The following is a 13,576-nucleotide window of genomic DNA, read 5'->3' on the forward strand; positions in this document are numbered from 1 at the left end:
ATATTAACTTTTATACAAACCTTTTTTTTAAAATGATTTTTGCATAACGAAATTTTTAACCATTTCCACATTTCTAAAAATTGTTTCCAAGCAAAATCTTAGTCGGTCAAAAACTTCAATAAAAATAGCTACATAATAATAATTATCTGGAGATAATCAACTCGTTACTTTTAATGTTAGAAGAAAATGCCGTTCTATTTTCAGACGGTTAAAAGTAAAATCCCCTTCCTGAATGATCAAAATCATCCTCACATTTTTAATCTATTTATCGAGAGAAAATAATAACGTGCTCAAAACCAAAAAATATAATAAATAAATATTTATACAAATCGGTTGGTTTTTATACAAATGATGAATCGTCCTTTTTCTATTAGGTTAGTTATTTTTCAGATTGATCTCTTTTCAACACCTTTTGTATTTATTCTAATCTACAAAAATTATTCCAATATAATAAAAATATAGCCTGTCATTTTAAGTCGATAAATAGCTGATTCATGCTATTTTATCTCATTCAAAGTTCTTGAATTACTTGATAATAATTATTCTCTCATTGTTATATAAGAGGTTCTGACATCACCTTAATCCACTTCAAATAGCCATAAAAAAAGTCATTTTCCATTATCCAAGATGTATTATTTGTATTATTCTGACTATAATTAGTGCATTAATATAAGCCGTTCTCTTAAAGTCATTGACCTCTTCCTATCGATCTATGCCAAGACAAAAAAGACTTCGCGAACTCGCTCAGCTTATTGCCGATAAAGCTAGTTCGTGAAGCCGGACATGGATAGTCCTGCTGCAAAGCTACTTATTCATTTGAAAATTTTATACTTCCTTTATGAGCAAAAAAGCGATTTTCGTTTCCTAATGTAGAAACGAAAATCGCTTTGATTTCTATAGATACTGTTAGAATATATCTACTGGCTATTAATGAATGATGAAATCTTGTTTTTCAACAAAATCATTTTCTAAGTACTCGAAAAAAGTTTTGTTTAAGCGATATCCTTGTCCCCAAACGGTCTGGATCGCTTCATCTCCAAAATTATTCTCCAACTTTTCATTTACTTTTGAAACAACTTTTGAAAGACTCGCTAAAACCGATTTAGTTGGCTCCTTCTCCCAAATCTGGCGACTGATTTCTTCTCGAGGCACCGTGCGATCTCCTGCTTGGATCAAATAATAAACAATTTCTTTTTGCTTCAGCTTCAAATTCAATTCTGACAATTTTTGTTTGACCGTCACCTGCTGAACATGAACCGCATCTTTTGTTGCAAAGTTTGACAACTCAGCGATCAATAAAATTTCGCGTAATCTTTCTAAATCAGAATTTACTGGAATACATGCATCAAAAAGAGACGCATTTGGTTCATCATAACCGCCCCCAATTGTTCGACGGAAAACTTTCATATTTCCTTGAGGTAAAAGCTTGATTACTTCAGACACATCGATATCATAAAGTGTCTCACTGAAAATAATCCCTTCAAACTGAGTAAAGAAACTCTTGTCGAAGGAATTTCTACTTAGTTTTGTCATCAAGCTGCTAGAACAATAAACTTCATTTCCTAACTGTTTTAATTGTCGTTCAAAATTTTCTTCGTATAATGGAACCTTGGTCAAAAGTAATAATTGCATACCTTACATCCTCCTTAAAATTACATACTCCAACTAAAAGCTTTTTTCTAACTAACAGTGCCCCATTAACCTCGAATGGATCTGATCACTTAATAAACAGCGGAAATTAATTGGAAATATCATTAATTGTGGCAAAACAAAAAAATAATTATATGGTTTAATTATATTATACAGTTAATTTTAGGTCAATTTTTAATTTTATATAATAAAAACATAGGCAGCTGCCTTTTATGGCTAAAATAACAACCATTAAATCCTATAAATAGCCATTAATGCCGTTTAACGAGCGTGCAAAATAGAGAAAACACTTTGTCAACACATCATTTAAATCTTTACGCAACGATTCAGGACATTAAAATAATTTTTTTAAACAACGAAAAAATAAAAAAAAATTGCCCATTTCAAATGAATCGAAATGAGCAATCGTTTTATTTTACATTTAATATCCACATAAATCCGATAAAGACAAAGAACAACCCATACATGATTGGAGAAACTTCTTTGCCACGTTTAGCAGCAATCATCGTGATTGGATAGAAAATGAAGCCCAGCGCGATCCCATCGGAAATACTGTAGGTTAATGGCATCCCAATCAAAATCAAAAATGACGGAATTGCAATCTCTAGTTGATCCCATTTGATTTGGCGCAGAGATTGAGCCATTAGTACCCCCACAATAATCAATGCTGGTGCTGTCACCTGTGATGTAACGACAGACAACAATGGTGAGAAAAATAAACCAAAGATAAAGAATACACCTGTCGTTATTGCAGTCAAACCTGAACGACCACCGACAGCAATTCCAGCAGAAGATTCCACATATGCTCCTACCGGGGATGTTCCTAATAACGAACCAGCCAGCATAGCCGTAGAATCCGAAGCCAAAGCTTTACCTACACGCGGCATTTTATTATCTTTCATGAAACCTGCTTGATTAGCTAAACCAACTAAGGTTCCTGCAGTATCAAAAAAAGTGACTAATAAGAAGGTCAAGACAACGACCCAAAGCTGGATCGTATTGATATCTTTTACATGGTTTAATGCAACTAGGAATGTTGACTTCAAGCTAGGAGCTGCAGAAATAATTTGAGTGGGTGCATGGATCAACCCAGTTGCTAAGCCCAACAAAGTTGTTGCAACCATACCGATAAAAATACCGCCAGGAACTCGGCGTACCATCAGAATCGCTGTCACAATCAAGCCAAAAACCGTTAGCCAAGTCGTTCCGACACTCAGCGAACCTAACCCAACAAGCGTTGATTTATTGGCAACGATGATGCCGCCCTCGCTCAGTCCTAGAAAAGCGATGAATAAACCGATCCCCCCAGAGATAGCAAATTTTAAATCCGCTGGAATCGCATCAATAATCATTTCCCGCAATTTGAAAATAGTGATCAAAATGAATATCAATGAAGCAACAAATACTCCAGCTAAAGCCGTTTCCCATCGAATTCCCATACCGATACAAACAGAATAAGCAAAAAAGGCATTTATCCCTAAAGCCGGTGCGGTCGCAATCGGATAACGAGCAAGTACTCCCATTAAAATACAGCCTAGTGCACTTGCTAAAGCAGTCGCAGTAAATACAGCACCTTCATTCATTCCTGAAGCGCCTAACACACTGGGATTGACAAATAGTATATAAGCCATCGAAATAAAGGTGGTGAAGCCCGCCAGAATCTCTCTTCTTACAGTGGTGTTTAATTTCTCAAGTTCAAAATAGGCATTTATTTTCCCTCTCATAGTGCTCCCCCTACAATCTAAATTGTTCGTAAAATAATAGCATGTTTTTTCAAACAACGAGGATAATCATATAATAAACAAGAAAATAAGTAAACAATAATGTGTAGCTGCATCTAAACCCGAACATTAACTAAAATCCCACTATTTTTTATAGCAGCCCTTTCTCTTAAACTAAACAAACTATTGGACAAATCCCCCAATCCTCGCTATTTTTGAGAAGGACTGCCTGGTTGCCACTAAGGTGATTTTTTGTCGAATGTTACTCGCGGGAAAACTCATGCCTTATCTGTAAAGAAATGAGAAGAGTATCTATAGTAAGAATGAACACATTAAAAGGAGAATTATTTTGAAACAACTAACCTTTAAACAATTTTGGGAATTATCTGAGATCTATACTGCACCATTAAATCTTTTTATTATTTTACTGGGATATGCCATTGCGAAATTCCAGTTTAACAGTCTGCCCGGACCGGACCTTTTTCTATTTGTTTTAATCATCGTGATGTTCCATGTCACAGTAAATATTTTTAACCATTATATGGACTATCGAAATGCTTCTGATGAAAATTATAAACAACAAACGAATATCATTGGGCGCGATCATTTAGATTTGCACTTTGTAAGGAATTTCTACTTATCTAATTTGGGGATCTCCTTCCTATTAGGATTGCTGTTGGTATGGCGAACGAATTGGGTGATTGGTGTTTTAGGAGTGATCGGCTTTTACATCGGCTTATTTTACTCCTACGGCCGGCGACCGTTGAACAGCCTGCCAATCGCAGAAGCTTTAACAGGTACCGCCAGCGGATTCTTTATTCCGGTTGTGAGCTATTATCTCGCTATCTATCAAACGCATGTCATTACCTTAGCTATGATCGGTAAAGTTTTCTTGATCAGCTTGCCGCTAGTATTGATGATGTTCAATAATTTACTGGCGAATAATACGTGTGATTTGGAAGAGGATATCGAAAATCATCGGAAGACACTGGTTTATTATTTAGGCAAGCCATTAGCGGTCAAGGTCTTATCAAATGTTTATGTTTTCAGCTTTGTCTGGCTATTCGTTCTGGTTATTTCTGGTTTGGCACCTTGGACCGTGCTGTTTTTAATCTTCCTATTTCCTAAAAATTGGCAAAGTCTCAAAAAATATCGTGCGCTTCAAGATAAGAAAACAACTTTCCCAATCGTGCTAAAAGCCATGTCTGTAATCATGGTTCTTTATCCCATCCTTTATTTTATCGGAGCATTTTTCGCATAAGAAAAAGCCTGCTTAACTTCCTTTGAGGAAATTAAACAGGCTTTGTTTTATACGATCAAAAAATTGATATTCAACGTATCAAAATCCGTCTGCTGTTCTCTTGTAATATGTGAGTCTGTAATCAAATAATCACATTCATCAGGTTTCGCAAACTGTTTAAAGCTGCGCTGATTGATTTTGTCGGACTCACATAATACGATTTTAATCCGGCTAATGTTGAGTAAACTTTTCTTCATTTCTGCCGTTTCATAATTAGGCGTCGAATATCCGTATTCCTTATCGAAAGAGGTAGTTCCTAAAATGACTTTATCCACGGAAAAACCAACTAACCCAAGCGCAACAGAGCTTCCTGACACATATGGATAACCGTTGCGAATCGCACCGCCAATGACATGCACCTGATAATTCGTCTTTTCGCTCAATAATAAGGCGATTTCCAAGTCATAAGTCAAAATGGTCAAACGCTTCAAAGAACTATTGATCAATTTTTCAGCAAAAGCACGGCAAGAAGTTCCCGTATCAATCGCCAAGATGTCATTTTCTTCAATCAATCGGACCGCTCTTTCGGCGATGCGATATTTTTCAGTCGTAAACTCGCGGCTCTTAGGTATTATTTCCACACTGCGCTGAAAATCACGCTTAATAACTCCGCCGTGCGTACGTGTCACCAATCCTTCATTCTCAAGTTCCCGCAGATCATTTCGGATCGTTGAGCCGGTTACCTTGAAAATATCCGCAAGTTCTGCAACCTGCATTCGATTTTTTTCATTGACTATATTAACGATTGATTGTTTTCTCTCTTCTGCATACAATTGATCATCCATCTTTTATCACCTTTTTGTGTTTTGTTTCATTATAAAAGAAACTGAAAATGTAAGCAATCAAACTAAAATTATTCGCTAAAAACAATCACATTTTTTAATCCAACAGCATTCTTGGCATTTTCCAAAGCCTCACCAAAGTCATCAATTGAGTAACGTTTAGTAATCAGCTCTTTTAATGGAATTCTACCGCTGGCAACCAGTTGCGCCGACAGTCGATACCCTTTCAGACTAGCACGAGTACAGCCGAAGACCCTTAATTGCTTATAATGAAGGATATTGGTGTTCAATTTAACCTCTTCTTTTTCTTTCGGCAATCCACCAAAGAAAAGACAACGGCCATTCATCGCCATATAGTTGAAGCTTGCTTCTTGTGCTTGTGGGGCTGGTGCAGCAATGATGCATAGATCCACACCCTTATTATTTGTTTCAGTAAAAATTTTTTCCTTTAGATCTTTCGAAGTCAATGGAATCAAATCGGGAATCATTTGCTTAGCATCTGCCAAACGAGCTTCTGACAAATCATTCATCATGACTTTGCCAGCACCTCTTGCCCTAGCCAGCATAGCGTGCATGATCCCGATTGGTCCTGAGCCAATTATCAAGACATTATCTCCCGGTTTATTTCCAGCAATTTCTTGACCATTAAACACACAGCTGAAAGGTTCAATCAGTGCCGCTTCTTCATAAGACAATTCATCAGGAATCAAGGATATGTTTCCTTGGCGAACGGCTTTCTCCGGAATTACTAAGTATTCTGCAAAACCACCCGGTAAATTGATACCAAAGGCTTCATAAATTTCACATAAATGTGTGTTTCCACTAACACATTGGTCACAAATTCCGCACCCCATATTCGGAGCGATTGCTACTCGCATTCCTTCTTTATAAAAATCAACCGCCGATCCTACTTCGACGATGTCGCCAGAGATTTCATGTCCCAATGTTAAAGGTGTTCCTTCACTTGCTGTCGGATAACCATTCTTATACATTCGAACATCTGTCCCGCATATTGAAGCCGCTTTGACTTTGACCAGTACTTCCTTTTCAGTTATTTCAGGTTTTGCCACTTCCCTTAATTGAATCTTTTCTTTACCTAATAATTGGATTGCTTTCATTTATCCTTCCACCTCAACAATTCTATTTTCCAGAAGAGAGATCAATCCTGCATTGACTAACCGGACCGACATCAAACCATCATAGCCGGTGCACTGTGGCGTCGTATCATTCAATATACAATCAATAAATGCTTGATCTTCAGCTACATAGGCTTCTCTAAACAAATACATCCAGCTATGCATCGTTGGCTGCGTCAATTGTTGATTGCTAGTAGCGACCACAATATTGTGCTTTCCTTGATCTCCAACTAAAATACTGCCTTTTGTTCCAAGAATCTCCATACGTGCGTCATAGCCGTATTGAACATACTGAGCACCATCGATCAGCCCAAGCTTGCCATCCGTAAATTTCAAATTCATCGCTACCGTATCGTAATATTCAGGAAACTCATCCCTTACTTCAGGCGAACGATAATTACCGCCATTCGCATAGATGCTGCTCACTTCACTACCGGTTAGCCACCGCAAGGTATCTAGATCATGACTATTTACCTCGCCGATCGGCCCATTACTCTTATGAATATCAAACATCCATGGTTTAGGCTCACTTGGACCATGAGTCAATGATTTTACCAGTACGACTTCCCCAATCGCTCCAGAATCCACGACTTTCTTTGCTTCTTGGAAACTGGCATCAAAGCGGCGCATAAAGCCAACCTGCAGCTTTACCTGATTTTCTTCTGCAGCTTTGATCATCTCCAAACATTCTGTTTCATCCATCGCCAACGGTTTTTCACAAAGAATATGCTTTTTAGCAGCGGCGGCGGCCAGCGCGATCTCTTTGTGGTAGGCCGTTGGTGTGACGATTACGACTGCATCGATCTCAGGATTTTGCAAAGCCTCCTGATAATCTTCATAAATGTATTGACAGTCCACTTCCCTTTGGGCCAATTCCAAGCTTTCTTTTGACGGATCACATAAAGCGATTAACTTAGCATTTTCAATTCGGCGGGCGAAATTTTTCCCATGAATCATTCCTGCCCTGCCGGTCCCTATCAAACAAATTCTAATCAATTCTGTCATGCCAATCATTACTCCTTAGCTGCTTGTTTCTTCTGTGAAAATACCTTTACTGCTGTCACTAAAAATCCACTGACCGCTGTCCCGATCGCTAGCGCTAAAACATATAGCAAGACATTTTCTACTGCTCCTGGGATCAAGAAGACAAAGAAGCCGCCATGAGGAACCGCGATCCCGCACTTGAAGATCATCGATAGCGCTCCAGTAATCGCTGAACCGACCGTGACTGATGCCAACACGCGAAGCGGATCGGCCGCTGCAAAAGGAATCGCTCCTTCAGAAATGAAGGATAGTCCTAAGACCCAAGCAGATTTTCCTGCTTCCCGTTCTTCCTTGCTGTATAAATTTTTCCCCAGTACCGTTGATGACAAAGCCATCGCTAACGGCGGTACCATCCCGGAAACCATTACTGCCGCCATTACCATACTTGTTTCTCCTGCACCTAGGTTGGTCAATGAGGCAACCCCGAAGAAGTATGCCGCTTTCCCTATCGGACCTGCCAAATCAATCGCCATCATTCCGCCTAAAAGCAAGCCAAGCAATACAGAGTTCATACCGGATAAACTATTCAGCCAATTTGTGATACCCTCGTTTAATGCCGTGATGGGAATACCCACGATAAATTTCATTACAAGACCAACAAATAAAACCGAAACGACTGGCAGAATCAAAACAGGCAGTAAACCCGAAAAGGCTGACGGTAATTTCAATACTTTTTTCAACCAATGAACGGTATAGCCCGCTAAAAAACCGCCTAGTAAAGCGCCTAAGAATCCTGCATTCATTGATGAAGCAATCATCCCTGCGACCATTCCTGGAACGAGCCCTGGTCGATCTGCAATCGAGAAAGCGACGTAACCGCCTAAGATCGGCCACATCAAGCCCATCGCAATCCCACCTAGTTCATTGATTGCTGAAGCTAGCTCACCTTTGGCATTAATCCCACCGAACGCAAAAGCTAACGCTATACAAATCCCTCCCGCTACAACAAAAGGAATCATGTAAGAAACGCCGGTCATCAAATGACTATAAATCCCGCTTTTCTCTGCTTTAGCTTCTGACTTAACTTCTGTCGCAGTCGAATATATCGCTGCATTTGGAGCACGATCAAATAAATCATCTGGATGATCGATCGCCTCAGTAACATCCACTTCCAACAAACGTTTTCCATTAAATCGATCCTTATTTACTGAAGTGCTCGCTGCGATAATAACTGCATCCGCCTCGGCGATCTCTTGTTCCGTTAGAACATTTTCCGAACCAATTGATCCCTGTGTTTCTACTTTAATTTCAATATTGCGTTTTTTGGCCGCAATCTCTAAATTCTCAGCTGCCATATAGGTGTGTGCGATCCCAGTTGAACAAGAAGTAATTCCCACAATTTTCATTTTTTTCACCCTTCCCTATTCAAAAATCTGATAGATTTCTTCTACATCAGTGACAGTCATTAACTTTTGACGGACATCCTCATGCATCAATTTACGAGATAATTTGCTAAGAATTCTCAGGTGTTCATCGTTTGATGTTTCTGGTACAGCAATTAGGAACATCAAATGAACAGGCTTGCCATCCATAGAGTCATACTGAATTCCTACATGACTGCGACCAAACGCAAGTGAAGGCTCAGTGACAGCTGCACTTTTCCCATGAGGAATTGCTACGCCAAAACCAATCCCCGTTGTGCTTTCCTCCTCCCGCTTCGCCACAGCCTCCAAGTAAACGCTATCATTTGTTACAACACCTTTGCGTATAAAGGTGTGGGCAAGTTCACTGATTGCAGCTTGTTTGTCTGTCGCTTTTAAATCAAAATCAATAAATGCTGGCTTCAATACATCACGAATCTCTGTCATTATCCTGCTCCTTGTAATTTTTTATACTCTTCTACAATTTTGATACCTGAGCTTGTTCCTAAACGTTCAGCCCCTGCTTCAACCATCTTTAATGCTGTAGCCAAATCACGAATACCACCAGCAGCCTTCACTTTTACTTCATCGCCTACGACTTTCTTCATCAATGCCACGTCTTCTACCGTCGCACCGCCTGTGCCAAATCCTGTTGATGTTTTAACAAAATCAGGTTTTACCTCCTTCGCGATTTCACAAACAGCAACTTTTTCTTCATCTGTCAAATAGCAATTTTCTAAAATAACTTTACTAATAATTCCGCCCTCATGAGCTGCATTCACAATTGCTTGCATTTCTTCTCGAATATACTCAATATCTCCTTCTTTCAATTTCCCGATATTGATAACATAGTCGATTTCATCTGCTCCATTTTTAATCGCGTCCTTCACTTCAAACACTTTTGCTTCAATCGTCGTTTGCCCTAACGGAAACCCAATTGCTGCTCCTACATGCACTTCACTGTCTTTCAAGAAATCTCGACACAACGCTACTGGATAAGAATTAATTGCTACCATTTTAAATCCGAAATCATTTGCTTCTTTACATAGCTGTTCAAACCCCGATTTGGTCGCATCAGCCTTCAATAGGGTATGATCGACCATATTCGCCAAATCTTTTAATTTAATCATTCGTTTACTCCTTTTTGTTTTTATTCACACTTTTATATTATCATTTACTTTCATTTTGTCAATACATAAAAGATAAAAACCAAAAACAAAAGAACTTATCTTGCTTTAGGTCATTACATTACGTAAAAAAACACCAGTTCAGCTAAAACGAACTGGTGTCTCCTTTATTATTTTAAAAGCAAATGAAAATCAACGGGTCAAAGTCCCCGGCCAAGCTGATGTCCCACCTAAAATATTGGTGATTCTATAGCCCTGTCCACTTAAAAAGGCACATGCATTTTCAGAACGAGCTCCAGATTGACAAATCAAATAGTACTCTTTGTCAAGTTCAAGCTCAGCTACACTGTCTCCTAGAGTGCTTAATGGCACGTTTTTCGCGTCAGGAACATGTCCCATTTGATATTCATAAGCTTCACGAACATCAATAATCGCCAAATCTTCTTGCTTTGTTAAAGGATAAAAATCCTTCATCGCAATCGAACTAGTCATAAATCAAATCCTCCGGTCTCACCGTTTTGTACAAGGCAAATGCGCCATCCAAATTTTTCACCTTCATACCATGTTGTTTTAGCAAACGCTCAGCTACATAGCTGCGTAATCCACTATGGCAGCTGACGATATAATTTTTCGCTGGATCCAACTCAGATACTCTATCCCGTAATTGATTCAAAGGGATGTTGATGGCATCTGGAAAACGACCATTGGCCAGCTCTTCTGGATTTCGAACATCTAGCAGCTGACTGCCTTTTTTCTGTTCTTCCTTCAAATCGTACCATTGGATCGAATCACTGATTCCCTCCGACAGATTGATTGCTGCATAGCCTAGCATATTGACTGGATCTTTTGCAGAACCAAATGGCGGAGCATACGTAAATTCTAACTCAGGCAAATCAAAAATCGTTAATCCACCCTTAATAGCTGTTGCTAAAATATCGATACGTTTATCAATTCCATTAGCTCCGACACCTTGAGCGCCGTAAATTTTTCCAGTTTTTGGCTCAAACACTAATTTCAAGGTCAGATCACTTGCACCAGGATAGTAGCCAGCGTGGTCTTTTCCAGAAACATGGACCACTTGATAATCTACTCCCAATTGCTTCACTGCTCGTTCGCTCAACCCAGTCGCTGCAGCGGCAAGATCGAACACGCGAACGATCGCCGTTCCAATACTTCCGCGATTTGTCCGTTTTAATCCAGCAATGATGTCTGCCACTTGACGTCCTTGACGATTTGCCGGTGAAGCAAGGGAAATCAACGCATCGCTTCCACTGACTTGCTGCTTGACCACGATAGCGTCACCCACTGCAAAAATATCCGCTGCACTTGTTTGGTAGTTCTCATCAACCAAGATACCTCCACCTAAGCCAACTTCTATCCCCGCTTGTTTGGCTAATGTATTTTCTGGTCGAACACCGACAGAAAGAATCGTTAAATCCGAAATTACTTCCTCACCGTTAGTCAGTAAAATCTTCTGGCCTCGCTCACTGAAACTTTGAGCAGATTCGCCAGTGATTACGCGAATCCCCTTTTGGATCAACTCATTTTGTACAAAAGCAGCCATTTCTTCATCTAGCGGCGGTAAAACATGCGGGGCTTTTTCAATAACTGTGACCTCTAACCCGCGCGACTTCAGATTTTCTGCCATTTCAAGCCCAATAAAGCCCGCACCGATTACTGTTGCCTTCGCAGGCTGCTTTTCCAGAGCCAGCATGATTTGATCCAAATCAGGGACATTCCGCAAACTATAGACATTGGCTGCCTCAGCTAATCCAGCCATTTCTGGAATCAATGGTTTCGCGCCTGGTGACAAGATCAATTTATCGTAGCCTTCTTCAAAGCTTCCCTGCTCATTCTTAATAGTCACAGTTTTATTCTCTGGCGAAATACTTGTAACCTCATGGAAAGGACGAACATCCAAGTTGAAACGGCCTTTTAGTGATTCCGGTGTTTGAACTAAAAGAGACTCTCGGTCTGCAATTTCTCCAGAAACATAATAAGGCAGGCCGCAATTGGCAAACGAGACAAACGGTCCCTTTTCCAATACCACGATCTCTGCATCTTCCACTAAACGGCGTAATCGTGTAGCCGCCGACATCCCACCAGCAACACCGCCAACAATAATAATTTTCATGCTACTTTCCTCCTCTAGTTGGCCCTTGCCAACGATTCATTCCGCCTTGAACATTGGTGGCCTCATAACCCTTTTGCTTTAATATCTTTGCTGCTTGCTTACTGCGCATTCCTGACTGGCAGATCACGTAAACTTCCTTTTCCTTCCCCTGATAACGATTAATTTTATTTAGAGGGTAGTTGACTGCTTTAGCAATATGCCCTCTACGGTATTCTTCGGGGGTTCGAACATCTAATAGTGTGATTGATTGTTCGAGCTTATCAGCCAAATCCTTTGTTGAAATCACTGGGGTCTTTTGAAATAGTTTAAACATTCGATGCACTCCTTATTTCTCTTTATATACCTCATAGGGTATTTTAATCATAAACAATCGAATACTGTCAATCATTCTGTTTACTCAGTAAAATCACCAAAAAACGATCTACTTGACGAATCATACCCTAGATAGGTATATTCTTCTTAAATAATGTAAAAAAGGAAGTTGATCAAAATGGAGATAGAGGAAAAAAAGATTCTCAACCGTTTAAAACGAACTGAGGGACAAATTCGTGGAGTGCAAAAAATGATCGATGATGAGAAGGAATGTATTGATATCATTACACAGCTGAGTGCTGTACGTTCCAGCATTGATCGTGTAATGGGCATGATCGTCGCTGAAAATCTAAAGAATTGCTTTGAACATCCGGATCAAAACCCTGAAGAACAAGCACAAAAGTTAGAGCAAGCAATCAATATGATCATTAAGAAATAAGGTGTAATAATGAAAGTCGTTTTCCATGTTGATGAACTAGAAAAATGGTCGGAAGCAGCCAATAATGTCAAAAACTTATTGAAAGAGCCCCATAAAATAGCTATTATTATTTTAATTAATGGGAAAGCGATCAATGGGTATCTTGCTCCGGAAAACCAAGCATTTATTGCGACTGAAGGTATTTCCTTTCACGCCTGCAACAATGCAATGAGAGCAAACAAGATCGCAGCAGAGCAGCTGCCGGGGAATGTCGTTGTCGTTCCTGCTGGTGTTTTAGATTTGATCAAACTGCAATCTGAAGGTTATGCGTATATCAAACCATGACCTCTGGCTATCTATGATCACGTTAAGCTGCTCAGGGAAGGGAGTATAAGTTTGAATACGATTGAAAATATCAATAAGAAGATGCATGTCACAGGTAGCTTGATTAATTTGAAAACGATCCAAGAAAATTTCGAAAAAATCAATACGAGAGACATTCATTCTGAAGAAGAGAAGCAGGAAATCATGGAGTTTCTAAATGCAATCGAAGCAGAGATCGTTTCTATTGAGGGTTTGTCAACTAAACTG

At 39.5% G+C, this 13,576-nt stretch carries 15 protein-coding genes; 4 read left to right on the forward strand and 11 right to left on the reverse strand.

What is annotated here, in order from left to right; genetic code table 11:
- Nucleotides 1–927: 927 nt before the first annotated feature.
- The gene (locus tag JZO85_RS06695; RefSeq protein WP_207107734.1) at nt 928–1,632 is read right to left on the reverse strand and encodes a helix-turn-helix domain-containing protein; all 705 of its coding nucleotides are present in this window, start codon (nt 1,630–1,632) and stop codon (nt 928–930) included.
- A gap of 428 nt (nt 1,633–2,060) precedes the next feature.
- Nucleotides 2,061–3,374, reverse strand: coding sequence for an NCS2 family permease (locus tag JZO85_RS06700; protein ID WP_207107735.1), 1,314 nt, complete (start codon nt 3,372–3,374; stop codon nt 2,061–2,063).
- A gap of 346 nt (nt 3,375–3,720) precedes the next feature.
- On the opposite strand from JZO85_RS06700, the gene JZO85_RS06705 reads away from it, so the two are divergent.
- Complete coding sequence (locus JZO85_RS06705; RefSeq protein ID WP_207107736.1) at nt 3,721–4,632, forward strand: UbiA family prenyltransferase; 912 nt, start codon at nt 3,721–3,723, stop codon at nt 4,630–4,632.
- A gap of 47 nt (nt 4,633–4,679) precedes the next feature.
- On the opposite strand, the gene JZO85_RS06710 is transcribed toward JZO85_RS06705, so the two are convergent.
- The 9 genes from JZO85_RS06710 to JZO85_RS06750 form a co-directional block, all read right to left on the reverse strand.
- Nucleotides 4,680–5,456, reverse strand: a complete 777-nt coding sequence (locus tag JZO85_RS06710; RefSeq protein ID WP_207107737.1) for a DeoR/GlpR family DNA-binding transcription regulator — start codon at nt 5,454–5,456, stop codon at nt 4,680–4,682.
- Between the two features lie 68 nt (nt 5,457–5,524).
- On the reverse strand, nt 5,525–6,571 hold the full coding sequence (locus JZO85_RS06715; protein ID WP_207107738.1) for an alcohol dehydrogenase catalytic domain-containing protein: 1,047 nt from the start codon (nt 6,569–6,571) through the stop codon (nt 5,525–5,527).
- The gene (locus JZO85_RS06720) at nt 6,572–7,594 is read right to left on the reverse strand and encodes a Gfo/Idh/MocA family oxidoreductase (RefSeq protein WP_207107739.1); all 1,023 of its coding nucleotides are present in this window, start codon (nt 7,592–7,594) and stop codon (nt 6,572–6,574) included. It lies immediately after the preceding gene.
- Between the two features lie 8 nt (nt 7,595–7,602).
- Nucleotides 7,603–8,979: a PTS fructose transporter subunit IIC gene (locus tag JZO85_RS06725; RefSeq protein WP_207107740.1), complete on the reverse strand. Its 1,377-nt coding sequence runs from the start codon at nt 8,977–8,979 to the stop codon at nt 7,603–7,605.
- Between the two features lie 15 nt (nt 8,980–8,994).
- On the reverse strand, nt 8,995–9,441 hold the full coding sequence (locus JZO85_RS06730; protein ID WP_207107741.1) for a PTS sugar transporter subunit IIA: 447 nt from the start codon (nt 9,439–9,441) through the stop codon (nt 8,995–8,997).
- A complete protein-coding gene (deoC, locus tag JZO85_RS06735; protein ID WP_207107742.1) occupies nt 9,441–10,124 on the reverse strand; it encodes a deoxyribose-phosphate aldolase in 684 nt (227 codons plus the stop codon). The genes JZO85_RS06730 and deoC overlap by 1 nt, the downstream gene beginning before the upstream one ends.
- Nucleotides 10,125–10,313: 189 nt before the next feature.
- Nucleotides 10,314–10,613 carry a rhodanese-like domain-containing protein gene (locus JZO85_RS06740; RefSeq protein WP_207107743.1) on the reverse strand — a complete coding sequence of 100 codons (300 nt, stop codon included), beginning with the start codon at nt 10,611–10,613 and terminating at the stop codon, nt 10,314–10,316.
- Nucleotides 10,606–12,255, reverse strand: a complete 1,650-nt coding sequence (locus JZO85_RS06745; protein ID WP_207107744.1) for an FAD-dependent oxidoreductase — start codon at nt 12,253–12,255, stop codon at nt 10,606–10,608. Before JZO85_RS06745 ends, JZO85_RS06740 begins: the two co-directional genes overlap by 8 nt.
- 1 nt (nt 12,256) lies before the next feature.
- Nucleotides 12,257–12,568, reverse strand: a complete 312-nt coding sequence (locus tag JZO85_RS06750; RefSeq protein ID WP_207107745.1) for a rhodanese-like domain-containing protein — start codon at nt 12,566–12,568, stop codon at nt 12,257–12,259.
- Nucleotides 12,569–12,745: 177 nt separating this feature from the next.
- On the opposite strand from JZO85_RS06750, the gene JZO85_RS06755 reads away from it, so the two are divergent.
- The 3 genes from JZO85_RS06755 to JZO85_RS06765 all read left to right on the forward strand — a co-directional run.
- On the forward strand, nt 12,746–13,006 hold the full coding sequence (locus JZO85_RS06755) for a metal-sensitive transcriptional regulator (protein ID WP_207107746.1): 261 nt from the start codon (nt 12,746–12,748) through the stop codon (nt 13,004–13,006).
- A 9-nt stretch (nt 13,007–13,015) separates the two neighbouring features.
- Complete coding sequence (locus JZO85_RS06760; protein WP_207107747.1) at nt 13,016–13,330, forward strand: DsrE family protein; 315 nt, start codon at nt 13,016–13,018, stop codon at nt 13,328–13,330.
- A gap of 51 nt (nt 13,331–13,381) precedes the next feature.
- On the forward strand, nt 13,382–13,576 hold a 195-nt coding region (locus JZO85_RS06765), incomplete at its 3' end, for a hypothetical protein (RefSeq protein WP_207107748.1).

It is taken from the genome of Candidatus Enterococcus murrayae, assembly GCF_017315985.1.
GTDB classification, from domain to species: domain Bacteria; phylum Bacillota; class Bacilli; order Lactobacillales; family Enterococcaceae; genus Enterococcus_A; species Enterococcus_A murrayae.

What these genes read in the sequence shown, in the direction of transcription:
- JZO85_RS06740 (WP_207107743.1), bottom strand. Translation starts at nt 10,613, where the DNA reads ATGACTAGTTCGATTGCGATGAAGGATTTTTATCCTTTAACAAAGCAA.
- JZO85_RS06760 (WP_207107747.1), top strand. Translation starts at nt 13,016, where the DNA reads ATGAAAGTCGTTTTCCATGTTGATGAACTAGAAAAATGGTCGGAAGCA.
- JZO85_RS06700 (WP_207107735.1), bottom strand. Translation starts at nt 3,374, where the DNA reads ATGAGAGGGAAAATAAATGCCTATTTTGAACTTGAGAAATTAAACACC.
- JZO85_RS06710 (WP_207107737.1), bottom strand. Translation starts at nt 5,456, where the DNA reads ATGGATGATCAATTGTATGCAGAAGAGAGAAAACAATCAATCGTTAAT.
- JZO85_RS06745 (WP_207107744.1), bottom strand. Translation starts at nt 12,255, where the DNA reads ATGAAAATTATTATTGTTGGCGGTGTTGCTGGTGGGATGTCGGCGGCT.
- JZO85_RS06725 (WP_207107740.1), bottom strand. Translation starts at nt 8,979, where the DNA reads ATGAAAATTGTGGGAATTACTTCTTGTTCAACTGGGATCGCACACACC.
- JZO85_RS06730 (WP_207107741.1), bottom strand. Translation starts at nt 9,441, where the DNA reads ATGACAGAGATTCGTGATGTATTGAAGCCAGCATTTATTGATTTTGAT.
- JZO85_RS06715 (WP_207107738.1), bottom strand. Translation starts at nt 6,571, where the DNA reads ATGAAAGCAATCCAATTATTAGGTAAAGAAAAGATTCAATTAAGGGAA.
- JZO85_RS06750 (WP_207107745.1), bottom strand. Translation starts at nt 12,568, where the DNA reads ATGTTTAAACTATTTCAAAAGACCCCAGTGATTTCAACAAAGGATTTG.
- JZO85_RS06695 (WP_207107734.1), bottom strand. Translation starts at nt 1,632, where the DNA reads ATGCAATTATTACTTTTGACCAAGGTTCCATTATACGAAGAAAATTTT.
- JZO85_RS06755 (WP_207107746.1), top strand. Translation starts at nt 12,746, where the DNA reads ATGGAGATAGAGGAAAAAAAGATTCTCAACCGTTTAAAACGAACTGAG.
- deoC (WP_207107742.1), bottom strand. Translation starts at nt 10,124, where the DNA reads ATGATTAAATTAAAAGATTTGGCGAATATGGTCGATCATACCCTATTG.
- JZO85_RS06720 (WP_207107739.1), bottom strand. Translation starts at nt 7,594, where the DNA reads ATGACAGAATTGATTAGAATTTGTTTGATAGGGACCGGCAGGGCAGGA.